The organism is Endozoicomonas sp. Z74 (assembly GCF_057680865.1).
Map to the genome: position 1 here is coordinate 12415 of NZ_JBLYZI010000026.1, position 23858 is coordinate 36272.

Annotated in this window: 30 protein-coding genes; 29 read left to right on the top strand and 1 reads right to left on the bottom strand. The window is 58.3% G+C overall.

Annotated features, from left to right (window positions below):
- The first annotated feature begins 27 nt into the window (after positions 1–27).
- The 9 genes from ACNRUY_RS09800 (at position 28) to ACNRUY_RS09840 (ending at position 8049) form a co-directional block, all read left to right on the top strand.
- On the top strand, positions 28–237 hold the full coding sequence (locus ACNRUY_RS09800; protein WP_488111473.1) for a YdaS family helix-turn-helix protein: 210 nt from the start codon (positions 28–30) through the stop codon (positions 235–237).
- 97 nt (positions 238–334) lie between these two features.
- Positions 335–2338 (top strand): AAA family ATPase, encoded by a 2004-nt coding sequence (locus tag ACNRUY_RS09805; protein ID WP_488111474.1) that lies wholly within the window; start codon positions 335–337, stop codon positions 2336–2338.
- 261 nt (positions 2339–2599) lie between these two features.
- Positions 2600–3013: a RusA family crossover junction endodeoxyribonuclease gene (locus ACNRUY_RS09810; protein WP_488111475.1), complete on the top strand. Its 414-nt coding sequence runs from the start codon at positions 2600–2602 to the stop codon at positions 3011–3013.
- The gene (locus ACNRUY_RS09815) at positions 3003–3221 is read left to right on the top strand and encodes a helix-turn-helix transcriptional regulator (RefSeq protein ID WP_488111476.1); all 219 of its coding nucleotides are present in this window, start codon (positions 3003–3005) and stop codon (positions 3219–3221) included. The genes ACNRUY_RS09810 and ACNRUY_RS09815 overlap by 11 nt, the downstream gene beginning before the upstream one ends.
- Complete coding sequence (locus ACNRUY_RS09820; RefSeq protein WP_488111477.1) at positions 3218–3928, top strand: hypothetical protein; 711 nt, start codon at positions 3218–3220, stop codon at positions 3926–3928. Before ACNRUY_RS09815 ends, ACNRUY_RS09820 begins: the two co-directional genes overlap by 4 nt.
- 126 nt (positions 3929–4054) lie before the next feature.
- Complete coding sequence (locus ACNRUY_RS09825; RefSeq protein ID WP_488110076.1) at positions 4055–4519, top strand: DUF1441 family protein; 465 nt, start codon at positions 4055–4057, stop codon at positions 4517–4519.
- Positions 4485–6359 (top strand): phage terminase large subunit family protein, encoded by a 1875-nt coding sequence (locus ACNRUY_RS09830; protein ID WP_488110075.1) that lies wholly within the window; start codon positions 4485–4487, stop codon positions 6357–6359. Before ACNRUY_RS09825 ends, ACNRUY_RS09830 begins: the two co-directional genes overlap by 35 nt.
- A complete protein-coding gene (locus ACNRUY_RS09835; RefSeq protein WP_488110074.1) occupies positions 6359–6553 on the top strand; it encodes a phage head-tail joining protein in 195 nt (64 codons plus the stop codon). The genes ACNRUY_RS09830 and ACNRUY_RS09835 overlap by 1 nt, the downstream gene beginning before the upstream one ends.
- Positions 6553–8049, top strand: coding sequence for a phage portal protein (locus ACNRUY_RS09840; RefSeq protein WP_488110073.1), 1497 nt, complete (start codon positions 6553–6555; stop codon positions 8047–8049). Before ACNRUY_RS09835 ends, ACNRUY_RS09840 begins: the two co-directional genes overlap by 1 nt.
- 110 nt (positions 8050–8159) lie before the next feature.
- Here the strand turns inward: ACNRUY_RS09840 and ACNRUY_RS09845 are convergent, their stop codons facing one another.
- Positions 8160–8426, bottom strand: a complete 267-nt coding sequence (locus ACNRUY_RS09845; protein WP_488110072.1) for a hypothetical protein — start codon at positions 8424–8426, stop codon at positions 8160–8162.
- A gap of 227 nt (positions 8427–8653) precedes the next feature.
- Here ACNRUY_RS09845 and ACNRUY_RS09850 point away from each other — a divergent pair, with 227 nt between their 5' ends.
- The 20 genes from ACNRUY_RS09850 (at position 8654) to ACNRUY_RS09945 (ending at position 23721) form a co-directional block, all read left to right on the top strand.
- The gene (locus ACNRUY_RS09850; protein WP_488110071.1) at positions 8654–10672 is read left to right on the top strand and encodes a prohead protease/major capsid protein fusion protein; all 2019 of its coding nucleotides are present in this window, start codon (positions 8654–8656) and stop codon (positions 10670–10672) included.
- Between the two features lie 68 nt (positions 10673–10740).
- A complete protein-coding gene (locus ACNRUY_RS09855) occupies positions 10741–11067 on the top strand; it encodes a DUF2190 family protein (protein ID WP_488110070.1) in 327 nt (108 codons plus the stop codon).
- 2 nt (positions 11068–11069) lie between these two features.
- Entirely contained in the window at positions 11070–11375 is a 306-nt protein-coding gene (locus tag ACNRUY_RS09860) for a head-tail joining protein (RefSeq protein WP_488110069.1), read from the top strand.
- Between the two features lie 2 nt (positions 11376–11377).
- The gene (locus ACNRUY_RS09865; protein ID WP_488110068.1) at positions 11378–11917 is read left to right on the top strand and encodes a hypothetical protein; all 540 of its coding nucleotides are present in this window, start codon (positions 11378–11380) and stop codon (positions 11915–11917) included.
- Positions 11914–12090, top strand: a complete 177-nt coding sequence (locus ACNRUY_RS09870) for a DUF2635 domain-containing protein (RefSeq protein WP_488110067.1) — start codon at positions 11914–11916, stop codon at positions 12088–12090. The genes ACNRUY_RS09865 and ACNRUY_RS09870 overlap by 4 nt, the downstream gene beginning before the upstream one ends.
- On the top strand, positions 12087–13556 hold the full coding sequence (locus ACNRUY_RS09875; protein WP_488110066.1) for a phage tail sheath subtilisin-like domain-containing protein: 1470 nt from the start codon (positions 12087–12089) through the stop codon (positions 13554–13556). Before ACNRUY_RS09870 ends, ACNRUY_RS09875 begins: the two co-directional genes overlap by 4 nt.
- A gap of 12 nt (positions 13557–13568) precedes the next feature.
- A complete protein-coding gene (locus ACNRUY_RS09880) occupies positions 13569–13934 on the top strand; it encodes a phage tail tube protein (protein WP_488110065.1) in 366 nt (121 codons plus the stop codon).
- Positions 13934–14218: a phage tail assembly protein gene (locus ACNRUY_RS09885; RefSeq protein ID WP_488110064.1), complete on the top strand. Its 285-nt coding sequence runs from the start codon at positions 13934–13936 to the stop codon at positions 14216–14218. The genes ACNRUY_RS09880 and ACNRUY_RS09885 overlap by 1 nt, the downstream gene beginning before the upstream one ends.
- Before the next feature lie 112 nt (positions 14219–14330).
- The gene (locus tag ACNRUY_RS09890) at positions 14331–15989 is read left to right on the top strand and encodes a tape measure protein (protein WP_488110063.1); all 1659 of its coding nucleotides are present in this window, start codon (positions 14331–14333) and stop codon (positions 15987–15989) included.
- Between the two features lie 11 nt (positions 15990–16000).
- Complete coding sequence (locus ACNRUY_RS09895) at positions 16001–17155, top strand: DNA circularization protein (RefSeq protein ID WP_488110062.1); 1155 nt, start codon at positions 16001–16003, stop codon at positions 17153–17155.
- Positions 17148–18158 (top strand): phage baseplate assembly protein, encoded by a 1011-nt coding sequence (locus tag ACNRUY_RS09900; protein ID WP_488110061.1) that lies wholly within the window; start codon positions 17148–17150, stop codon positions 18156–18158. The genes ACNRUY_RS09895 and ACNRUY_RS09900 overlap by 8 nt, the downstream gene beginning before the upstream one ends.
- Positions 18158–18688 carry a phage baseplate assembly protein V gene (locus tag ACNRUY_RS09905; protein ID WP_488110060.1) on the top strand — a complete coding sequence of 177 codons (531 nt, stop codon included), beginning with the start codon at positions 18158–18160 and terminating at the stop codon, positions 18686–18688. Before ACNRUY_RS09900 ends, ACNRUY_RS09905 begins: the two co-directional genes overlap by 1 nt.
- Positions 18689–18719: 31 nt before the next feature.
- Entirely contained in the window at positions 18720–19175 is a 456-nt protein-coding gene (locus tag ACNRUY_RS09910; protein ID WP_488110059.1) for a phage GP46 family protein, read from the top strand.
- Positions 19176–19178: 3 nt separating this feature from the next.
- Positions 19179–20246: a baseplate J/gp47 family protein gene (locus ACNRUY_RS09915; RefSeq protein WP_488110058.1), complete on the top strand. Its 1068-nt coding sequence runs from the start codon at positions 19179–19181 to the stop codon at positions 20244–20246.
- Positions 20237–20833: a YmfQ family protein gene (locus ACNRUY_RS09920; protein WP_488110057.1), complete on the top strand. Its 597-nt coding sequence runs from the start codon at positions 20237–20239 to the stop codon at positions 20831–20833. Before ACNRUY_RS09915 ends, ACNRUY_RS09920 begins: the two co-directional genes overlap by 10 nt.
- A 38-nt stretch (positions 20834–20871) precedes the next feature.
- Entirely contained in the window at positions 20872–21603 is a 732-nt protein-coding gene (locus tag ACNRUY_RS09925) for a hypothetical protein (RefSeq protein WP_488110056.1), read from the top strand.
- 11 nt (positions 21604–21614) lie between these two features.
- Positions 21615–22355, top strand: coding sequence for a DUF4376 domain-containing protein (locus tag ACNRUY_RS09930; RefSeq protein WP_488110055.1), 741 nt, complete (start codon positions 21615–21617; stop codon positions 22353–22355).
- Between the two features lie 115 nt (positions 22356–22470).
- Positions 22471–22794 (top strand): hypothetical protein, encoded by a 324-nt coding sequence (locus tag ACNRUY_RS09935; protein ID WP_488110054.1) that lies wholly within the window; start codon positions 22471–22473, stop codon positions 22792–22794.
- Positions 22794–23222 carry a M15 family metallopeptidase gene (locus ACNRUY_RS09940; RefSeq protein WP_488110053.1) on the top strand — a complete coding sequence of 143 codons (429 nt, stop codon included), beginning with the start codon at positions 22794–22796 and terminating at the stop codon, positions 23220–23222. Before ACNRUY_RS09935 ends, ACNRUY_RS09940 begins: the two co-directional genes overlap by 1 nt.
- Position 23223: 1 nt before the next feature.
- Positions 23224–23721 (top strand): hypothetical protein, encoded by a 498-nt coding sequence (locus tag ACNRUY_RS09945; protein ID WP_488110052.1) that lies wholly within the window; start codon positions 23224–23226, stop codon positions 23719–23721.
- Positions 23722–23858: the final 137 nt, after the last annotated feature.

Consider the following 23858-nt stretch of genomic DNA (forward strand, 5'->3'; position numbering starts at 1 on the left):
CAAAAAACAAATAACCATGGTGGAGTTATGGAGGCACTGAAAAGAGCAATAGAGCTGTGTGGTGGACAAAGGCAGTTAGGTGAAAAACTCACACCACCAGTGAAGCAGCAATCTGTCGGCGGATGGATTGAGCGCGGCAGCATTCCCCCAAAGCGTGTCAGGCAAATCGAAGCGGCGGTTGATGGCCAGGTGACCCGGCATGAACTGGACCCAGAGCTGTACCCGGAAGAAGTCTGAGGAATAACACAAAAAGAAAACCCCGCACTGCGGGAACAGGATACGGGGTTTTCAGGGAGAAAAATAATCATGACACAGAATACTAACCGGGGGAAGCATGACCATTCTATTCGGGGCATCGCCTGACTTTGCCCGGCTGTTTGCCGGTGCGATGGGCGACGCTGGTCTGACCTGCCCCGAGCAACCCATCGCCGACGGTCGGATCCAGCGCTTCCATGTGGAAGGAGACAAGCCCGGCAAGAAAAACGGCTGGTATGTGCTCTATGGGGGGCGCTATCCCGCCGGATCCTTTGGCAGCTGGAAGACCGGGGATAAACACGTCTGGTCACTCCACGACAGCCGGGAGCTGACCCCGGAAGAGCGCCAGGAGCAGGAGCGGGTAATGGCCATGCTCAAGGCGGAGCGGGAACGGGAACAGCAAAAGGTCTGGGCTGATGTGGCCAGGGCTTCCCAGGACGAATGGGAACAGGCTCGCACCGCCGATCCGGACCACCCCTACCTTCTGGATAAGGGGGTGGGTGTTCACGGTATCCGCCAGCGAGAGCAGACGCTACTGATACCGGTCCACGATGAACAGGACGCTCTTTGCACCTTGCAGTATATCTGGCAGGAAGCCGACGGCACTTTCCAGAAGCGCTACAAGACCGGCGGCAAAAAGGCCGGGGGCCTGCATCTGATCGGCGAGATTACCGACACGCTCTACGAAGCAGAAGGCTATTCCACTGCGGCCACCATTCACGAGGCCACCGGCTGTGGTGTGGTGGTGGCCTTTGATTCTGGCAATCTGGAAGCGGTAGCCACCCGGCTGCAGTCCGTGGCCCGGCAACGGATCATCGCCGCTGATAACGACAGCGCCACCAAGAATAATCCCGGACTGACTGCCGCCATCAAGGCCGCCCAGGTCACCGGCTCCACCGTCGTATTTCCCCAATTTCCACCAGGCACCCTGGGCACCGACTTTAACGACCTGAAGCGGGTCGCTCCCGATCTGCTGCTGGAGCAACTGAAGTGCCCGGCCCGGATGATGCCCACCAGTTTCAACCTGGTGTCGGTAGGGGATATGGTCAGCCAGCCCCGGCCCATCAGTTGGTTGATCAAGGGTTTTCTGGAGACCGATTCTCTGGCGCTGATGTTCGGTCAGCCCGCCTGCGGTAAATCTTTTGTGGCCATTGATATGGCCTGCAGCATCGCCACCAATACCCCCTGGCACGGCGCCGAGATTAAACGACCGGGGCCGGTGATCTATCTGGCGGGGGAAGGGTTGAACGGTTTGTCCCGGCGTTTCAAAGCCTGGGAGGTGACCAATGGCAAGAGTCTGGCCGGTGCGCCTCTGTATGTCAGTCAGTGCGCCGCCAGTCTCTACGATGCCGCCAGTGCTGCCCAGGTGGCACACGCCGTGGAGCAGATTATCGAGCAACTGGGCGGGCAGGTGCCGTCCGCCATTGTGGTGGACACGCTGGCCCGTAACTTTGGCGGCGCCGACGAGAACAGCACTCAGGATATGAACCAGTTTGTCCGGCACCTGGACGATTACTTTCGGCGGCAGCATGGCTGTTGTGTGCTGATCGTTCATCACACCGGCGTGGGCAGTCAGGATCGGGCCCGGGGGAACTCTGCACTGAAGGCCGCCCTGGATGCAGAGTACGCCGTCGTCAAAACCGACGACAGTTTGAAGATTACCTCCAAGAAGATGAAAGACGCCGACGAGCCGGACCCGCGAGAGTTCAATCTCAAGGTGGTGGAGCTGCCCTGGCGGGATGAGGACGGGGAAATTCAGACCAGTTGTGTGCTGGAGGATACAGAAGCGCCAGTGGTGAAGAATCTGCTGAAGCAGGGCAAGAGATTAGGCAGAAACCAGAAAGGGTGCCTCACTGTTTTACACCAGCTGTATAAGGAATACCGGCAACGAATGGCGGAAGGTGGCAGAGCTGACGGTCAGGCAAGGGTGGAAACGATTGTCTGGCGTGAGGCCTGTATTGGTGAAGACCGTCCACTTAAGAACAGCAAAAATTTTGGACGTACCCGTGACGACCTGGAAGCGGCAAAAATGATTCGCCTTGAGGGGCCTTATGTATATCTCATGGAGGGAGAAAATGAATAATTCGGCAGCGAGTCGAGCACAAAACAGACTGCAGCTTCCTCATTTGCTCCTCATTAAGGGGGGCGATTTCCTCATTAAGACCTCAAATGGGAAAAGCGGGTTCCTCAAATGGGTTCCTCACTTCCTCATTAAGCCCTCAATAAGCCCTCGTTTTCCTCGCAAAGCACTACGAGACTCCTCCTCATTTAGCCCCCCTTATAGGGGGCAAATGAGGAAGGCGAGTGCTCGAGGAACTGGCGGAGTTTGCCAGGGAGACCGCCCATGAGAATTTCTCTCCCTTTGCCACCCACCGTGAACCACGTTTGGAAACACCGGGTGATCCGCAAGGGTCGAAAGCATATCCCCAGCGTGTACATGACCGAGCAGGGCAAAGAATACCGCCGTCGTGTTCAGGTGGCCTGCTCCGAACAGGGATTTCACAACCGCAAGCTGGACGGCTCGCTTCGGGTGATTGTCCGGCTGCACTTCCCCACCAATCGCCGCTCCGACATCGACAACCGCATGAAGGCCCTGCTGGATGGTCTGACCCATGCCGGTGTCTGGCTCGATGACAGCCAGATCGACCAGCTGGTGATCGTGCGCGGCCAGAAGCTGCCACCGGAGGGCAGTGCTCTGGTGGAGGTTTTGCCATTGACCGCTTTGCCAAAAACAGGGGAGAAACACCATGCAGAGTGAAGATAACAAGGACTACCTGGACAAGATCTGGCTCAACACCAATGAGCTCTATGAGTACCTGGACCAGCAGTTCAGCAGGGGTACCCTGAGAAACTGGCGAACCCAAGAGAAAGGGCCCAGACATTCCCGCATCGAGGGCAAGGTGCTCTATGCACGGGGCGATGTAGACCAGTGGCTGGATAAGCAGGTCAAGGGGCACGGAAAATGAGCTTTGACGTGGATCTGTTCGTGGATATCCGGTCAATGACGAACGAGCTGGATGAGTTTCGCCGCAAGCAGATTCCCTTTGCCTCGATCCTGACAATGACCCGGTTGGGGGCGATAGCCAAGAGGGATGTGGAAGGCGAGATGCAGCGGGTGTTTGACCGTCCTACCCGGTACACCATGAATTCGCTGTTTCTGGATCCGGCCCGTAAGCGGGATGCCGATCCGAAGGCAGTAGTCTGGTTTCGTGACTGGTCACCCAAGGGAACCGCCGCCACCAAGTATCTGACACCGGAAGTGCATGGAGGCGAACGGAACACCAAGCGCTCTGAATCTCTCCTTCGTCAGCGAGGTTTGCTGGGAGCGGATGAGTTTCTGGTGCCTTCGCGCAGTGCCAGGTTGGACCGTTATGGCAACGTCAGTCGTGGCCAGGTGGTGAAGATGCTCTCCAATGTCCGGGCCCAGTTTGATTCCAGCCAGAACACCAGCAACCGCCGGAAGATTCAGTACTTTGTGGGTCGACCCGGAGGCAAGGCCAAGGGTGTATGGATGCGCAGAGGGCGGAAGGTCCAGCCGTTCATGATGATTACCCGGCAACCGAAGTATCGTCGTCGCCTGGACTTCCATGGCGTCTCTGAACGGGCTGTGCGGCGTCATTTCAACAAAGAGTTCGGCAAGGCACTGGCCTATGCCATTGCGACCGCCCATTGACGCCAGGCAGGGGGGGTACCCGTTGGGTCCTTCCTGGACACTTTTGGGCGCGGGTAGTTCGAACCCCGATGAAAAACGACATTTTGAAATTTTCCAAGGGCAACAACATAACCGGGAGCCGTGAAGATGCCGCTATTGAGCACCAACAAGCTCCATGAGCTGACCGGCAAAACCCACCGGACCATCAAGTCCCGGCTGGAAAACATCGAGCCGGTGATTGAGGGGAGAAGCCACCTGTACGAGAGCAAGGAGGTTCTGCCTTTGCTCTACGATGTGGACAAAACAGCGGGTGATTATGACCTGGAGCAGGAACGCGCCCGACTGGCCAAGGAACAGGCTGATGGCAAAGCGCTGGATAACGCCCTCAAGCGCAAGGAACAACTGGAAGTGTCGGCCATGGTGGATCTGGTGGCGGCGGAGTACGCCTTTGTCCGTGGTCGTATGGCTGCCTTGCCGGGGAAGCTGTCCCGGCGACTGGCGTTAATGGATTCCCCTACTGAAATTCAAGACCTGTTGGTGGACAGCATTTCAGAGGCGTTACAGGAGTTGGTGGCGGATGAGCCTGGAAGTATCGAATCTCGATGCGATTGAGTATGCCCGTTCAGAACTGGCCAGGGTGCGCCGGGAGAATCTGAGGCCACCTCCTAATCTGTCACTGGTGGAGTGGGCGGACGAATATCGCTACCTGTCGGCGGAGGCCTCCAGTGAGCCGGGTAAGTGGAAAACCTCAAACGTCGAGGTTTGCCGGGGACCCATGGACGCCTATTCCGATCCCGCTGTGCAGGTGATCACGGTGATGTGCTGCACCCAGCTTATGAAAACTGAACTGATCAACAACATCGTCGGCTATCACATCGACCTGGATCCCTCCCCGATGATCGTTATGCAGCCCAATGAAAAACTGGGTGAAGCCTGGTCCAAAGACCGACTGGCAACGATGATTCGCGATACTCCGGTACTCAACGGACGGATTCTCAGCGACAAGATCCTCCATAAAACCTTTGCCGGGGGGCATGTCTCCATCATCGGCAGTAATGCTCCTGGCGACCTGGCCATGCGACCGGTGCGGATCGTGCTTTGTGATGAGGTGGACAAATACCCCGATAGCGCCGGGGAAGAGGGTGACCCCATCTTCCTGATCGCGGAACGCCAGGCGGTGTTCTGGAACCGCAAGCGGGTAAACGTCTGCAGTCCGACGGTGGAAGGTCGAAGCCGGATTGCCCTGGAGTACAGCAAATCCGACCAGCGCATTTTTGAAGTGCCCTGTCCCCACTGTGGCCATGTGGCGGAAATGAAATGGAGCCAGGTGGACTGGCCGGACAAAGATACCAGCAAGGCCCGCTATGTCTGTGCGGAGTGTGCCAGTCTTTGGAGCGAACCGGAACGACAGCAGGCCATCAAACAGGGCACCTGGCGGGCGACTCAACCCTTCAAGGGACATGCCGGCTTTAACGTCTCCAAGCTGGCCAGTCCCTGGGAGACCCTGTCGGAGCTGGCGGAAAAATGGCAAAACGCCCAGGGCAACCAGCAGCTACTGAAATCGTTCATCAACACCCAGCTGGCGGAAACCTGGAAGCAGAAAGGGGACGCCCCGGAATGGAAGCGGCTCTATGACCGGCGGGACACCTACACCATCGGGCAGGTACCGGAAGGAGTGCTGTTTCTCACTGCGGCCGCAGACGTTCAGAAAAACCGGGTGGAAGTGGAAATCGTGGGCTGGGGGCGGGATAAGCGTTCATGGTCCATCGACTATCTGGTGATTGAGGGTGATATTGCTTCCCCCGAGGTTCAGGCCCGTCTGGATGAAATCGTAACCGGCACCTGGCTAAATCATCTTGGGGTGGAAATGTCCCTGCTGCGTTTTGCCATTGATACCGGCTACAACGCCCAGGTCATCTACAACTGGGCCCGCAGGCACCCGGGCATTGTCATGTGCGTCAAGGGCATGCCGTCCGGCCCGTACCCGATTCTGTGCCGCCCCTCCTATGTGGACCTGAATTTTGAAGGCAAACACATTCAGAAAGGTGTCCAGATCTGGGGAGTGGGAACCGATGCCGCCAAGACAGAGCTCTACGCCTGGCTTCAGATGGAGTTCACAAAAGACAATGATTCGTCATCCCGGCCGCCTGCAGGGTATTGCCGCTTTCCCCAGTACAACGAAGACTATTTCAAGATGCTCACGGCAGAACATCTGGTCACCCGGAAAACCAAACGTGGCACCCAGTACGCCTGGGAGAAGTTCCGGGAGCGCAATGAGGCTCTGGACTGTCGGGTCTATAACCGGGCGGCCGCGGTGGCTGTGGGTATAGACCGCTTCGAAGAAGAACACTGGCGAGAGCTGGAACAGGCACTGGGGCAGTCTCCAGAAAAACAAAAGACACCGGCAGCCAGCCGCAAACGCACCCGCAAGGGGCAATGGATCAAACGCTAATGGCCTTTACACAACAGCAGCTCACCGCACTGGAAGACGCCATCGCCATGGGTACCCTGGAAGTTGAGTATGGCGACAAGAAAGTCCGATACCGCAGCTTGACCGAAATGATGCGGATCCGGGACACCATGCGTCAGGACATTGAGCGTCCCCAGCGGTCACGGGTGGCCTCCTTCAGCAAAGGGCTTCGATAATGGCGGAAAAACAGCGGCTTGGATTATACGACCGGGTTCTGATCAACCTGGCGCCGAATTTCTATATGCGACGCCTGCAGGCCCTGTCCGCGGCCAATATGCTCAAGCGGCGTTATGAAGGGGCCGCCAAGGGGAGGAGAACCGCAGGCTGGCAGGCGGGTGGCAGTTCCGCCACCACCGAGATCGGCCGTGATCTCCATATGCTCATGTACCGCAGCCGCGACCTGCTCAGGAACAACCCCTGGGCTCGGCAGGCACAGCGTGTGATACGAAACAACGTCGTCCGTTACGGCATCGTTGCCGAACTCAAAGGCCCCAACAAAAAAGCCCTGAAAAAGCGCCAGCAACTCTGGCGACAGTGGGCGGAAAGTCACCAGGTCGACGCCAATGGTCAACGAAACCTTTACGGCCTTCAGGCCCTGGCCATGAACACCATTTTTGAGTCCGGGTCGGCGCTGATCCGTCGTCGTCGCCGTCGGGCCAGTGATGGCCTGGCAGTGCCCCTGCAGATTCAGGTGCTGGAACCGGACTGGATCGACACCGGCAAAACCCAGAGCCTGGATAATGGCAACAAAATCGTCCAGGGCAAAGAGTACAACGGCATCGGTCAGCTGGTTGCCTACTGGCTCTTCGACCAGCACCCGGGGGACTACCTTCACTTTCGCCAGTACAATGCCCGCTCCCGTCGGGTGGAGGCCTCTGAAATTCTCCATGTGTTTGACTCGGACCGGCCGGAACAAATTCACGGAGTGCCCTGGTTGTCTCCCGCCATGTTGCGGCTCAGGGATTTTGACGAACTCCAGGACGCCAAGCTGATGCAGCAGAAAATCGCCAGCTGCTTCGCGGTACTGGTGAAAGGCACCGACGCCAACGGGGTGGGCCTGCCCAAAAAGAACAACGGCGACCCGGAACTGCCAGTGGACTCCATCGAGCCGGGCATGGTGGAGTACGTGGGCCATAACGAGATCACCACCGTTACACCGCCCGATGCCGACAACGGCACCGACTATTCCCGTATGGTCTTGCGGGAGATTGCCACCTCCTTTGGCATCACCTATGAACAGCAGACCGGCGACTACAGTCAGGTAAATTATTCCAGTGGCCGTATGGGGCGGCTGGAGTTTGTGGCCAATGTGGAGCACTGGCAGCGGAACATGCTGATTCCCGGTCTCTGCCAGGGCATCTACCGGTGGTTTGATGAAGCCGCTTCCCTGATCGGTGAGAGGGAGCCGGTCACTGCCGACTGGACGCCCCCGGCGGTGCCCGCCCTGGATATGCAGAAAGAAGGGGAGGCGATCCGGGAGTATATCCGGGACGGCCTGATGAGCCAGTCAGAAGGCCTGCGTCGTCTGGGTTACGATCCGGAGAAATTCTTCCAGGAGTACGGGGATGATCTGGCGCGGCTCGATAAGCTGGGGATTGTGCTGGATACGGACCCCCGGAAGACAGCCAGGGGCGGTACACTTCAGCCAGAGGCAAGCCCAGCTGAAGAGTAAGTATTACTTAAAAGGAGTCCATATGAATCAGTTGATAGACTTTTACATACAGAAGCTTGATTGCGAAATGCGCTTGCTGCAAATCAAAGCCGGACAAACGAGCTGCCCGCTCAAAAAATCGCTTTTTTTGGCAGAGTCCAGCCGTGCATCTCTTCGCTTAAAAGGAATCGAAGGTCTTCGTGGCTCATTGACTTCACCTGTGAGGGAAGATACTTAAACTTCTGGATGATGTAGTAGTGAACTGCGTCAAGGCCATCGAGAGCTCTATACCCTTCTCTTTTGGCCAGTTCATCACCAAAAACATCCAGGGTGTAAGCCAGTTCACCCTCGGAGCATCGGAGTCTATGTATAACCTTGTAGTGTTCTGTCGTTTTCATTGAGATCGCTCTATTTGTTCTTGATTGTGTTACACGGGTATGGTCGTACCCGGTAGCTCCAAGACTAAGAAAACAAGAAGCCATTGTCACCATAGAAACCCTGTGCCCAGAAATCCCCCGTCGTTACAACCCGTGACACCCCCTGACCCCCAACCCCTCCCAACCCCTTTCCCCCCTGCATACCATCGTGTCTGAACCTGCGAATTTTCCAATGGAACCCGGACGCGATGGACGACGATCATGTAACCGAACAACACCAGACCCGTGATATTCCGCCCATGCAGTTTGAGGCCCGCGCCATGCCGGGCAGCTGGAACGAAGAGGAACGGACGCTGGAAGTGGTCTGGTCCACCGGTGCCCGGGTGCGTCGGTACGACTGGTGGAAAGACGAAGAATTCAACGAAGAACTTTCCATGGATCCCGCCCATATCCGTATGGAGCGGTTCAACAACAACTCCCCGGTCTGTGATACCCACTCCACCTACTCCCTGAGGAATGTCATTGGCAAGGTTGAGCCAGGGACGGCCACCACCGATGGCACAGAAGGCCGCTGTCGTTTGCGGCTGTCCCGCCGGGATGAGGTGTCCGGCATTGCCCAGGACATTCGTGACGGCATTCTCTGTAACGTCTCCATCGGCTACCGGGTATTCAAGTTCGAGGATGTTTCGGAAAACGACGACAAAATCAAAACCCTCCGGGCGGTGGACTGGGAACCCTACGAACTGTCGTTCGTGCCGGTAGGGGCAGACGATCAGGCCGGTACCCGTTCCCAGCCGGAAGAAAACCACCGTTGTGAATTCATAACCCGGGCGGCAGCGCCCATTAACCCCAGAGAGGAAACCAGGATGGACGAAACAGAAGAAAAGTCCACCGGCGGCCAGCGTGCCGACCAGAGCCAGGGCGGCGCTGCACCGACACCGTCTCCCAGCCAGGAAACCCGCAGTCAGCCCGTGTCGGGTGATGAGGTGCGGGCCGCGGCCGATGCGGCGGTGAAAGCCGAGCGCCAGCGGGTCTCCGATATCCGCCAGGCGGTTCGTTCCGCAAAACTCGGTGATGAATTCGCCGATGAGCTGATCACCAACGGCACGGGGATTGAAGAGGCCCGGAAGCTGATCATCGACAAGTTTGCCGAGCAGGGTGACCAGAACGAAGCCCGTGGTTTTATCAGCTATACCAACACCGCCACTCTGGACGCCAAGCGCTCAGCCATGGAAAACGCCCTGATGCACCGGGTGAATCCGGGCAAGGTGAAACTCACCGATGACGGTCGTGATTTCCGCGGCCTGCGCTTGCTGGATCTGGCCCGGGAAGTGGTGGAGACCAGTGGCGTCAGCACCCGTGGCATGACCCCCAAGGAGATTGCCAAACGAGCACTGTCCACCAGTGACTTCAAGCTGATCCTGGCCAATGTCACCAACAAGACCCTGCAGGACAGCTACGCAGGCAGTCCCCAGACCTTCCGGCCTTTGGTGCGCCAGGTGAGCCTGAATGACTTCAAGCCGGTGCAGCGTACCCGCCTGGGCGATGCCCCTAACCTGGAGAAGGTGAACGAAAACGGCGAGTTCAAGTACGGCAAGCTGGGTGAAGAGGCGGAAAGCTACCGTCTGGAAACCTACGGCAAGATCATTCCCATCACCCGTCAGACCATTATCAACGACGACCTGGACGCCTTTACCCGGCTGGCCCGCATGTATGGTCGTGCCGCTGCGGATCTGGAGTCCGATCTGGTCTGGGGGCTGTTCACCGGGAACCAGAAAATGGCCGATGGCAAAACCATCTTCCATGCCGACCATAAAAACCTCAACGGCTCGGCTGCGGGTATCACCATTGATTCCATTGGTGCCGGTCGTACCGCCATGCGCAAGCAGAAAGGCGTCGATGATCGCCTGATCTCAGTCCGTCCGGAATTCCTGATTCTGCCTTCCAGCCTGGAAACCACCGGGGAGCAGTTTATCAGCCAGAACCTGGCCGCCACCAAAAACGAAGACATCAACCCCTTTGCCGGTCGTCTTCAGCTGATCGCTGAACCCCGCCTGGAAGAGGGTGGCGGCAATGCCAAGGACTGGTTCCTGGGCTGCGGGCCGGACCAGATCGACACCATCGAGCTGGCTTACCTCTCCGGGGATGACGGCCTGGTGCTGGAAGAAGAAGACGGCTTTGATGTGGATGGCGTCAAGTTCAAGGCCCGCCTGGATGTAGCGGCGGCCTTTATCGACTGGCGCGGTTTCTACAAACAGAAAGGCTGAGGGGCTTACTGACTCAGCGCTGGTAACGGGGACCCGTCCCCGTTTCGATCCACTCAGAGGATAAGGACATGGCAGGAAACAAAATACAGGAAGGGCGAATGGTCACCGTGGTGGCCGCGTCCGACGTGGTCAGTGGTCAGGGCATTCTGACCGGTGCGCTGTTTGGCGTGGCAATGACGGATGCCACCACTGGAGAGGCGTTCGAAAAAGACACCTGTGGTGTATACGAGCTGCCCAAAACGGCCGCCGACGATATTGCCCAGGGTGCCAAGGTGTACTGGACCGGTAGCGAAGTCAGCGAAATAGAAACCGACAATACCCTGATCGGTTGCGCCAGTGAAGCGGCCGGTAACGGGGCAACCCTGGTCCGGGTTCGCCTGAACGGCACCGTCTGACCATGGAGTTCGGGCAGCTGGCCAATGGCATGCACCGGGCAATTCTGGCCAGTCCCCTGGCGGAGTCCGCTACGGTGGCCGGAGTCACCACCCGGGTCATCTTCTTCGGGGAGTACCTGGAAGCGGACCCGGTATCCGGGGCACCGGTGGCCAGTATGGACCCGAAAATTGCGGTTCGGCTCAGTGACTTTGCCAACGGGCTGCAACCGGAAGACCGCGTCTCCCTTCGGGGGCTGAACTACATCATTGATGAGGTTCGTCCGGACGGGGAAGGGCTCGCCGAACTGCTACTGAAACGGGACTTCTGACCATGAAGCACCACCGCCAGGCTATCCGCGAAGCCATGGTCGCCCAGTTGACCGGCAAGACCGACGCCGGTGACCGGGTGTTTGCCAACCGGCAGCGGCCACTGCGTCCGGCAGACCTGCCCTGCCTGCTGGTGTACATCACCACGGAAAGCTGTGACACCGGCTATGCCGAACACACCGCGCCCCGACAGGACAAGCGACGGTTGACCGGTGTTGTGGATATCCGGGCAGAGAGCCGGAACGGACTGGATGACCTGCTGGATCGCCTGGCAGCCCAGGTGGAAGCCGCGGTGTTTCAGGATGTCAGCTTTGGCCAGACGGTGGCGGACAGCTTCCTGAGCGGAACCCACATTCAGTTCAGTGAAGAGGGCGAACACTGCATCGGTGCCTGTGAACTGAGCTTTGAACTGCACTATTACACCGATGCCAGTCCCGATCCGGACAGCTGGCCTTACTGGAACAGCGCCAGGGTCACCATCAACACGGACAGCGGTGAATCCGCCGAACAATCCATCAACCTACCGGGGAGTGACCAGCCATGAAGCTGCATATCAAACCCAGAAACGGCCTGAAGGTGCGTACCCCGGCGGGTCATCACCTTCGACCTGAAGGTGAACAGGTCACACAGGACAGCTACTGGCTGCGCCGGCTCAAAGCCGGTGATGTGGAGCTGGTCGAGAACACCACCAGAAAACAGGGAGTGAAGGCAAAATGAGCATCAGCTTTAACCAGATCCCCAACGGCCAGCTGACGCCGTTTGTCTTTGTGGAGTTTGATAACTCCCATGCCAACCAGGGGCCTGCTATCCAGAACTACCGGGCATTGATGCTGGGCCAGCGTCTGCCATCCGGCACTGTCTCCGCCGATGTCCCTGCCCGGGTCACCAGCGAAGAGCAGGTCGCCGAGTATTTTGGCCGGGGCTCCATGATCCATCAGCAGGCCCAGGCGTTTCTCGGCAATAACCGGGTGACCGAACTCTGGGTGATTGCCCAGGACGATCTGAGCGCCGGTGTGCAGGCAACGCTGGATCTGACCATTACCGGCACGGCCACCCAGTCCGGCACCTTCAATTTAATGGTGGGTGGGCGTCGTGTACGTGCCGGGGTGACGGTGGGTGATAACACCACGGCCATTGCCACTGCCGTGGCCGCCGCGGTCAATGCCGACACGGAACTGGCCGTTACCGCCACCGCTTCTGCGAGCACGGTTACCTTCACTGCCCGCCACAAAGGCGAGGTTGGCAATGGTATTGATGTGCGCTGCAACTATTACACCGGCGAACGCTTTCCGGAAGGGGTCAGTGCACCCCGGCAAGCATACCTGACCGGTGGCACCGGCAACCCGGATATCAGTGCGGCCATTGCCGCCATGGGGGATGAGGCTTACCACATCATTGCCATGCCTTACACCGATGCGGCCAACCTCACTGCCCTGGAAACAGAACTGGCCTCCCGCTGGGGACCGGAACGGCAGCTGGATGGGCTGGCGTTTGCCGCGGCCAAAGGCAGTCATGCCGAACTGGGCACCCTGGGGGATTCCAGAAACTCCGAACACGTCAGTATGGGTGGCTTTGCGGGTGTGCCGACCCTCCCCTGGCAGTGCGCTGCAGCACAGGCCGCCGTGGTGGCACTCCATGGCCAGATTGACCCGGCCCGGCCGTTCCAGACACTGCCTCTGGCCGGTGTGCTGGCTCCCTGGCCGGAAGACCGGTTTACCCGACAGGAGCGTAACCTGTTGCTGAACGACGGCATCAGTACCTTTACGGTGAGCCCCGGTGGTGAGGTGCTGATTGAGCGACTGGTGACCACTTATAACCTCAATGCCCAGGGGGCACCGGATCCCAGTTACCGGGATGTAAATACGCTGTTGACCCTGAGCTATCTGCGGTTCGACTTTCGCACCTACATCACCAACAAGTACCCGCGCCACAAACTGGCGGGCGACAGCGTTCAGGTACCCTCCGGGCAGGCCATTATGACGCCCTCCCTGGGCAAGGCCGAAGCCATTGCCAAGTTCATGCAGTGGCAGAACCTGGGCCTGGTGGAAGAGCTGGACCAGTTCAAGCGGGACCTGGTGGTGGAACGTGACGCCCAGGACCCGAACCGCCTGAACTGGCTGTTGCCGCCGGATCTGATCAACCAGCTGCGCATCAGTGCGGCCAAAATTCAATTCAGGGTATAGGGAGGCTGAATCATGAGTCAGATGAGAAAGGGTGGCATCATCGAAGTCACAGTGGATGGCAGCCGCATGGACGCCAAGGGTGCGTTCAGCTACAACCTCGGGCTCCCCCAGCGGGAAGCCCTGGTGGGGGCCGACAAGGTCCACGGGTACAAGGAGACGCCCCAGGTGGCCTACATCGAGGGGGCGATTACCGACAACATCAACCTGGATCTGAAACAGCTGGTGAGCTCGGTCAACATTACCGCGGTTCTGCGCCTGGCCAACGGCAAGAGCGTGGTGCTCAGTAACGGCTGGTATGCCGGAGAAGGCACCGGGAACTCGGAAGAGGGAGAAATTCCCCTGCGTATTGAAGCCATGAGAGGGGAGGAGATCAGCTGATGGCAGCCATGACCAATACCTACACCCTGAAACACCCGGTCATGGTCGGAGACACCCATGTGACCCAGCTGCAATTCCAGCGCCCAAAGGCCAAGCATATGAAAGGCATACGACTGGGGGGCGATATCGGCATGGACGATATTCTGCTGCTGGCCGGTCGGATATCCGGACAGTCCTCCCTGGTGATGGATGAGCTGGACATAGAAGACGTACTGGAAGTGGCGGAGGTAATCAGCGATTTTTTGCCCGCTGGCGAAGCGACTGGGCCGACTGGTTCGGCGTGATCGCCGGTACGTTTCACTTTCCCCCCTCTGAACTCTGGGCCATGGATGACCAGGATCTTGAATTCTGGATCCATCAGGCCCGGCAATGGATTGAAGCCAGGGAGACCTCCTGATGGCCAGAAACCCCAACCTGAAAATCGAAATCAGCGCCCTGGATAAGCTGGCCCAGCCCATGCGCCGGATCAACCGGCGTTTTGACCAACTAAACCGGCCGGTAAAAAAACTCCAGCGCTCGTTCCGGGCCCTGGGGCGGGAAGCGGGGCTGAAGAAAATGGGCCATGCCTTTGCCGGTATTGGTCGCAGTGTGGGCAAGGTGGGCAAGGAGCTGGGGGGCATCATTACCAAAATGGGGGTGCTGGGTGGCCTGGCCGGAGCCGGAGGGCTGGCGGTGGGCAAATCCTTTGTGGACACCGCGGCCCAGTTTGAAAAGTTTGAAACCATTTTATCCCGGCTGGAGGGCAGTGCCGATGCCGGTAAGAAGTCCATGGCCTGGATAGAAGATTTTGCGGCCAACACCCCTTATGAGCTGGAACAGGTCACGGATGCCTTTGTCAAACTCCGGGCCTACGGGATGGATCCCATTGGCGGCGACCTGCTGCGTACCCTGGGGGACACTTCCGCGGCCATGGGCAAAGACATCATGCAGGCAGTGGAAGCGGTGGCCGATGCGGTGACCGGTGAAAATGAACGACTCAAGGAGTTTGGTATCAAGGCCTCTTCCGTGGGTAAGAAGATTGTCTACGAGTACACCAACAGCGCGGGCAAGACCATGCGCAAGGCGGTACAGAAAGGCAACCGGGAAATGATTCAGGGCACCCTGCAGGCTATCTGGAACGATAAATACGGGGGCGCCATGAAAGACCTGTCCAAAACCTGGGAAGGGATGATCAGTAATTTATGGGACCAATGGAACCGTTTCAAAAGAATGGTGATGGAAAATGGCCCCTTCAAACTGCTGAAAGAAAAGTTAAAGGGCTTTCTGGATCGGCTGAACGCCATGGCTAAATCGGGAGAGCTGGAAGCCAAGGCAAAAGCACTGGGCCAGAACCTGGTTATTGCTTTTTACAAAGTGCGTGATGCGCTGTTTTCCCTGCGTGATGGCTTTAAGGAGTTGTCCGAAAAGCTGAAGCCTTTTATTGACTTCGGAAAGCAACTGGTCGACCGGTTTGGCGGCGTCAACGGAGTGCTGACGGCTTTGGGTGTCCTGATGGCGGGTAAGCTGATCATCGCCCTGGGGGCTTTGGTGGTTGCGTTTCAGACGCTGGGGCTGGCGATTATGGCAACCCCGGTGGGCTGGTTGATGGGAGCGCTTGCGGGGCTTGTTGCATTGGGCACCCTCCTGTTCAAGAGCTGGAGTGAGTTTTTTGAATTTTTGAAGTCGCTGGGCAAATGGCTATTGATGAATAACCCCATGGCATTGATTCTGAGAGGCGTCAATTTACTGCTCAAAGCCCTGACCGGCTTCGATATTCTGGACAGCATCAAAAAGAAACTGGCCAATCTGTTGCCCGGCTGGATTACCCGCAAGCTGGGTTGGGGGGAAAGTGACAGCCCTTCTGGCAAAACGGCCACCACCCTGCCTACAGCAGGGGAGGCCCGTTCGGCGGCATCGGTTCGCCAGCAGGCCGCCCGGCAGCAGACCATCGACGTTCACAACCGGGCCGCGGTTACGGTGGACTTTGCCAATGTGCCTAGGGGAACCCGGGTGCAGTCCTCCACGGATCGGGGCACCGATCTGGATACTTCCCTCGATTATGCCATGAGCTGGTAAGGAGTCCATCAATGACCTGGCACCAGCATTACCAACAGGCCAGCTTCCGGGGTGTTCCCTTTTTTGTTGAACTGCACAACGCCAGCGGCGGTCGCAATACGGACAGCCAGGACTTGGTTGACCAGGAAGAGGGCAGCACCGTAGACACAGGGCGCAAGACCCGGCGCTATTCCGTGGACGCCTATGTGGTGGGTGCTGACTACCAGTGGGGGCGGGATGCCCTGTTGAACGCCCTTGATCAGTCCGGGGCCGGTGAACTGGTTCACCCCTACCTGGGCGTACTGCGGGTGATCTGCGACAGCTGGCAGCTGCGGGAGTCGGTGGCAGAAGGAGGAATGGCCCGCTTTTCCCTGACCTTTTCGGAAGAGGGCGAGGCCAGCAACCCCCGGGCCTGGACGGACCGGGTCAGCACTATAGAGAAGCTGGCGGATCTGGCGGAAGCTGCCAGCATCGAGGGCTTTTCAGAAACCTTCTCCACTGACGGCACGCCGGACTTTGTGGCCAGGGATGCCCTGGAACAGCTGGCCAGTGTCACGGAAAAAATCAACCAGGTCAGTGCCCGTTTGGGTGGTCTGGGTAATCAGAGCATTCCGGGCATCAGTGAGTTGAATAACAGCGTCAGCGCTGCCACCGGACTGATGGGGGCGTTTCGCAGTTTGACGACGCTGGGCAACCCTTTGGGCTCCCTGTCATCCCTGGCCGGTTTATTGAATTACGACAGTGGTACCACTGCCATCAATCCACTGACGACCTCCAGACAACAGCAACAGGACAACCGGCTGGCAACGGAAGCCCTGACCCGTGAGGCGGCGTTGATCACCTCGGCGCGGCTGGCGGTACAGGCTCCCTTTGACTCCGTGAACCAGGCAGAGTCCACCCGGGACCGGTTGCTGGGCTCTCTGGATGATATGGCAGGTAATACCTTCAGTGACAATGTCTTTCAACAGTTGCAGGCATTGCGCCAGGGGCTATGCCAGACCCTGCCCGATCCCACACTGCCCCGGGTGGGGGAGTACACGTCAGCGGTTACCCAACCGGCACTGGTGGTGGCCTATGACCTTTACCGGGATCCGGAGCAGGGCAGCGATATTGCCCGGCGGAACGGTGTCGCCCATCCCGGCTTTCTGCCCGGCGGCCAGCCACTGGAGGTGCTGACCCATGGCTGATATCCGGTTAACCCTGGGGGGCAAGATCTGGACCGGTTGGGAGTCGGTCACCCTGAGAACCGGGGTGGAGTTTCTGGCCGGCGCCTTCAGCCTCAGTGTGGGCAGCCAGTGGCAGGGAGTGAACACCCTGGACTTTGACGCCCCCTGTGCCCTCAGCCTGGGTGAGACGCCGGTGGTGAATGGATACATTGGTCAGCTCCACAGTGTCAGCGACACCGGGCTGAAAACCCGGGAACTGCTGGGGTGGGACCGGGCTGCGGACCTGTCCGCCTGCACGGTAGAGCCTGGGCAATTCCGCAACACTGACCTGCTGACGATCATTAACGCCATTGGCAAACCCTTTGGTGTGACCGCCAGCAGTCAGCTACCCCCGGAGCGGGTCCGGCGTTTTGATCTGCTGCCCGGTGAGACCGGATCGGAAGCGTTGGACCGTCTCGGTCGAACCTTTGCGGTGCTGATTTTCAGTAATGGTCGCGGAGAGTTGCAGGTAACCCGGGGGCGTTCCTCTGAGCCATTTCAAACGGCACTGGTGGAAGGGGAGAACATTGTCACCTCAGACCTGAGGGATGACCGCACCCTGCGCTTTTCTCATTACCGAACGCTGGGGCAGCTGGGTGGATTGAGCAATGAGATGGATCCGCAGTCCCGCTGCACACCATCAGGGCAGGCTCGGGATCAACAGATCAGGCGTCATCGACCGTTTACCCTGCTGGCCGAGTCCTCCATGGACAGTCGCCAGTGTCAGCGTCGGGCTCAATGGCAGGCGGCAGTGTCCTCTGCCCGTAGCTGGCGGCTGAAGGTCAGGGTGAAGGGCTGGACTGGCCTGAATGCCCAGCTCTGGCGTCCCTGGGTCAATGTGCCGGTCACCATTGGCAGTCATAACATCAACGAAACCCTGCTGGTGACGGGCTGCACCTATAGCGCCACTCGCTCAGCCCGGTTTACCGATCTGGAACTGGTCAGGGCCGACGCCTATGAGCTGCAGCCGGACAGGAGTCAGTAATGGAGTTTCGACAGCAGCTGGCCCGGGCACTGGCCCCCCTTATACACCGTCTGCAGCTGATGATTGGCCGGGCGGTGATTCATACCCTGAACGACAGTAGCCAACTGCAGAGCCTGCAGCTGGAGGTGCTTGACGAAGAGCTGAAAGAACCAGTGGAGCGGCTGCAGGAGTATGGCTTTACCAGCCACCCGAAACCGGGAGCCGAAGCGGTGGTGCTTTTTCACGGTGGCAACCGCGACCATGGACTGGTCATCGCCGTGGAAGATGTGCGCTACCGATTGAAATCCCTGAAGCCCGGTGAAGTGGCCATTTATGACGACCTGGGCAACCGCATTCACCTGACCCGGGAGCGGATCCATGTTCACGGGGTGACGGCCCTGGTGGTGGATGCTCCGGAAACCACCTGGAACGGCAATATAAATCTTAATGGAACGCTGTCGGCAACGGAGGATGTGACCGCAGGGGGCATCAGCCTGAAAGGGCATAAACACCCCGGCGACAGTGGTGGCACCACAGGAGGCCCTCAATGAGCTGGAGGCCCTCAATGAGCAGGAGACCCCAATGAGCGACTTACGACTGGTGATGTCTGGCGGCGGAGCCGACCTGGAAGTGCTGGCCGGTGACCTGATGATGGATGACGGACTGGAAACCCAGATCATTGTCAGCCTGTTCACGGATCGGCGGCTGCCGGATGACATGACGGTGCCGGAAGGGTTTGACCGGCGGGGATGGTGGGGAGATGCCCTCGGCAATGAGGCAGGGGATGAAACCGGCTCCCTGCTCTGGCTGCTCCAGCGGGAGAAGCTGACCCCGGCGGTGGTGGATCAGGCCCGGCGATACTGCGAACAGGCGCTGACCTGGCTGGTCAGTGATGGCGTGGCGGAACGTGTCATCGTGGCCACTGAAGTGCACCGTCCTGACGCCCTGTTGATCAGCGTGACCGTACAAAGGCCGCAACAGCCCCCAGTAAAATACCAGTACCAGGCCCCCTGGGGCGCCCAGTCCAGCCGGAACTGATTCATGCCATTTATACGACCACCCCTGAAAGAGATTGCCGAGCGCATCACTGCCGATCTGGACAGCCGGATGGGGGGCGCGTCCTTTCGCCGCTCCGTAAAAAGCAAGCTGGCCACCTCCCTGGCCGGGGCCACCCATGGCCTTTATGGCTATCTGGATTACCTGGCCAAACAGATCAACCCGGCAGAGGCGGAAAAAGAGTTTTTGAGGCGCTGGTGTGTCGTCTGGGATGTTCTGCCCCATGATGCGGTGACTGCCACGGGGCAGGTGACGTTTACCGGCAATCCCGGAGCGGTTATCAATCAGGGGGTGATGCTCACCCGCAGTGATGGCGAAACCTACAGGGTCACCACCGGGGTGACGCTCACCGACGGTTCGGCTATAGCGGATACAGAGGCCACTGAAGCCGGGGAGTCCGGCAACACCGAAGCCGGTGTCCTGCTGCAGTTGCAGTCACCCATTGAAGGGGTACAGGCCGAAGCAGTGGTGACCCCCGGGGCGATTACCGGCGGCATGGACGCTGAAAACGATGACGCCCTGCGAGAGCGGCTGTTATTGCGTATTCGCAAGCCTGCCCGGGGTGGCAACCCTGACGACTACGAATGCTGGGCCCGGGAGGTGCCGGGGGTGGATCGAGCCTGGTGTTACCCCAACAAGATGGGGCTGGGGAGTGTTTCTCTCACGTTTACCGCAACGGATCCCGACAACCCCATACCCGACACTGCACTGGTGACCGCCGTCACGGAACACATAGACGCCGTGCGCCCGGTAGCCATGAAAGAACGCTACATCTACGCGCCGGTGGCAGACCCTCAAACCATCACCATTGCCAACCTGCAGCCGGACACCCCGGAAGTGCGGGCCGCTATTGAAGCGGAGTTGAAAGACCTGTTTTACCGGGAAGCGAAACCGGAAGACGGCAACGGGCAGGGCGTGGTGCCGGTCAGCCTGATCCGGGAAGCAATTTCTGTGGCCAATGGCGAAACCGACCACGATCTGGTCAGCCCGGTGGATGATATTACGCCGGCAGAAGGGGCCATGGCCACTTATGGAGGGGTGACATGGCAGTAGATCGAGCCAGTCGCTATGCCGAGCAACTGCGGCAACTGTTGCCCAGAGGTCTGGCCTGGAATACCGACCAGGGCAGCACCCTGAATGAACTGGTGGAAGGTCTGGCAAACGCCTTCGCCCGGGTGGATCGAAGGGCAGAGGACCTGGTCAGCAATGCGCTGCCCCAGTCAACATCGGAACTGCTGCCGGAGTGGGAGCTGGCAGCGGGTCTGCCGGAAGATTGCGGTGGCACCCCTGAAACACTGGAGCAGCGTCGTTCAGCCCTGGTGGAAAAACTGGCGGAAGTGGGGGATCAGTCCCGAGCTTTTTATCTTCGGCTGGCCGACCGGTTGGGGCATACCATCACCATTACCGAGTTCAGCCAGCCAAAGGCAGGCATGGCGACAGCGGGCGATCGGTGCTACGGGGCAGACTGGCATTTTGTCTGGCAGGTAAACATGCCCGACAGCCTGACCATCCATCAGGCCACAGCAGGGCGCAGCGTGGCCGGTGAAGCCCTGACCAGCTGGCAGAGTGGCCAGTTGGAATGCCTGTTTCGACGGCTCAATCAGGCCCATAAAGTGGTGCTGTTTCAGTACGGACAATAACTGGACTACAGCAGGACAATAAAAAACGGAGAACCACCATGCATCGAATTGATGGCCCAGGCGCCACCAGTGACAACCGCTTTACCGGCGGCAACCCCCAGGCGGGCATTCCTGCCACGGTGATTACACCGGACTGGCTGAACAGCCTTCAGGAAGAGCTGGTCAGTGTGATCGGCGAGGACAACCTGGACAAAAGCCAGACCAACCAATTGTTGAAGGCGATTCAGGCCATGAGCGCCAGTCAGGCCGTAGGCAAACTCAATCTTCGTATTATTGATCCCGCTAACCTGCCTGCTTTAGCACCCAATGAGTTGGTACCCATGGGCCAAGAGCTGAACCGGGCGGATTATCCGGAGCTGTGGCAGTACATCGAAAGCAGTGGGGCCATGGTCAGCGATAGTGTCTGGCAGCAGGCCAATCGGGAGGCGTTTTTTAGCTCGGGGAATGGCTCTACAACGTTCCGGCCCGGAAATTTGGTAACCGGAGTGTTTCCGCGATTTCTGGATTTGGCAGGATTGTATGACCCGGATAGGGCCTCTCGCGTTGGTGGGAATGTGGCGGGGAGTTGGCAGAGAGATGATTTAAAAAACCATTGGCACCCATCAATCTCAAATGATGATCCGTACGGGTTTGGTTATTACGGAGGGGGGACTCTGACAAGCTCTTCTGGGCGGTCTGTAACAAATTATGGTGACTCCACGTATCTGGTTGATCACGCAGAAACTCGACCGAAAAACATCGCCATTCTCCCCACTTACACATTCAAATAACGAGAGACGCCATGACTCATACTATCCACCACAGCTTTGACCGCCAATCCCGCCGTTATCTTGGCCCATGCCCAATCCCGGCCAGTATTCTCGACCCGGTGAACCAGTCGGCAGCACCGGCCAACACACTGCCATTCGCGCCCCCGGAAGCAGGAGAGAATGAGACGGTTCTGGTCACAGAAACCGATGATGACTGGGAGGTTGTAAAGGACTATACCGGCACGGTTTATCAAAAGGCTGACGGCCAACCAGTCGAGCACAGTGAGCTGGGAGAGTTACCGGAAACACTAACCCACCTGAAGCCGGGTAGTCCGTTTGATAACTGGGTTGAATCTAGCCAGAGCTGGGTTATTGATCTGGAAGCGGAGAAGAAGCATTACTGTGATCAGGCGCTGGAAGCTCTGAAAACTGAACGCAACCGCCATCGGCTTCAGGGCTTTGCTTATCAGGGGCACCAGGTGGAAGCCACAGAAATCGACCAGGGCAATATTGTTGCGGTCATCACCGGTTACACAGAAGGCATCCGTGCCGAAGATGTGCCGGTGTACTGGAAAACTGCGCCAAACCAATATCTGACCCTGAACGGCAAACCCGATGCAGTTGCCCTTGCCACAGCCATGGACACTTATGTCCAGAGCCTGTTCGGAATAGAGGCCCAGCTGGCCCAGCAAGTTGCGGCTATGACCACCGACCAGCTCAAGGCGTTTGATGCCAGCACACAGTTCCAGGAAGCCTTTGACAACCTGCCATAACTCCCCCTCACTTGCCGTGACCCTTTGTGACTCCCCATGAACCACGCCTGCGTACTGCGGGCGTCGTCCTTTTTACAATGGCAACAGGACTAACCCCCACAGCTGTGTGCCGTAAATGGATGACATGAACAGTGAACTCAGTGCCAGGGCTCTGACCGTTTCTATCGCAATAGGCGCTGCCGTTGTTCGCCTGATTATGGACGCCAGACACATCACCTTTATTGCCGTTCTCCGGGCGGTGTTTGTAGCCGCCTTTGTGGCCTACCTGGTGGGGGAAGCCCTGTCCGGTGTGGCCATCTCGGACGGTGCCAAGAATGCCATGGTGGGTGTCGCCAGCCTGCTCAGCCGGGAACTGGTGGAAGGATTGATTCAGCTGGGTCAGCAGTGGAAGAAAAATCCAAAAGCGTTTCTGGACAGCATTCGCAAAGGGGGAAAGTGATGTTCAAGTTTGGTGCCCGCTCCGAACGGCGCATGCAGGGGGTAGACCCCATGCTGACCCGATGTGCTTCAGAAGCACTGGCCCGTTCAGCTTACGATATGACCATCCCCTGGATGGGAGGCGTCAGAACCGTTGAGGAACAGGCTGAAATCTTCAGCCGGGGTGCATCAAAATGCGATGGGGTAGACCAGCTCTCTTATCACCAGAGTGGCAAAGCCCTGGACATTGAACCCGTTGGCTATAACCGACAACTGGCAGACCCCTCCTACCTGCCTAAAGCCCGAAACCATTTCGCTCAGCAGATGTTTGACCAGTTCTCCCGCATGAAAGCTGCTGGAATCGTACCGGCTAATATCGTCCTGCACTGGGGTGGACTCTGGGGAGCCAACGGCTGGGATCCACAACACTGGGAACTGAGGGAATACTGATATGGACTGGAGCGCTGTTGGCAAACTGATATCCAGGGCAGCACCCCTGGTGGGTGGATTACTGGCAGGTCCCGGCGGTGCCCGCATTGGCGGCATGGTGGCCAGTGCCCTGGGCACCGACCCGGAACCCGAAGCCGTGGCCAAAGCCATCCAGGACAACCCTGAAGCGCTCATCGAACTAAAGCGGTTCGAGACCGAAAACGAACAGCACTTGCGGGAAACCACTTTCAAAACCCTTCAGGTCGAACTGGCCGACAAGGCCAACGCCCGCTCTGCCCACAAAGACAGCAAAATGCCCGCTATCATCACGGTGATGATGACCCTGATTGTGGGTGTGTTGCTGCTGGCCCTGTTCAATCTGGAACTGCCAGAAGGCAACAAGGATGTAGCGTTCATGCTCTTCGGCCAGGCCGTTACCCTTTGGGGCGCATCGGTCACATACTGGGTGGGCACCACTCGCAGTAGCAGTGATAAGAGCAAGATGTTGGGGCAGGCGTAACCATGGGTGAGTATGAAAAAGCCCGCTGGACGGCGGGCTTCTGGTTAAACGGACTGATATCCGAATTTTCGTAGTAGTCGTTTTTTGCGTTTAATGTCTCGGGATACGGAGCTCTTCTGAAAAGAAGCGATAACTTT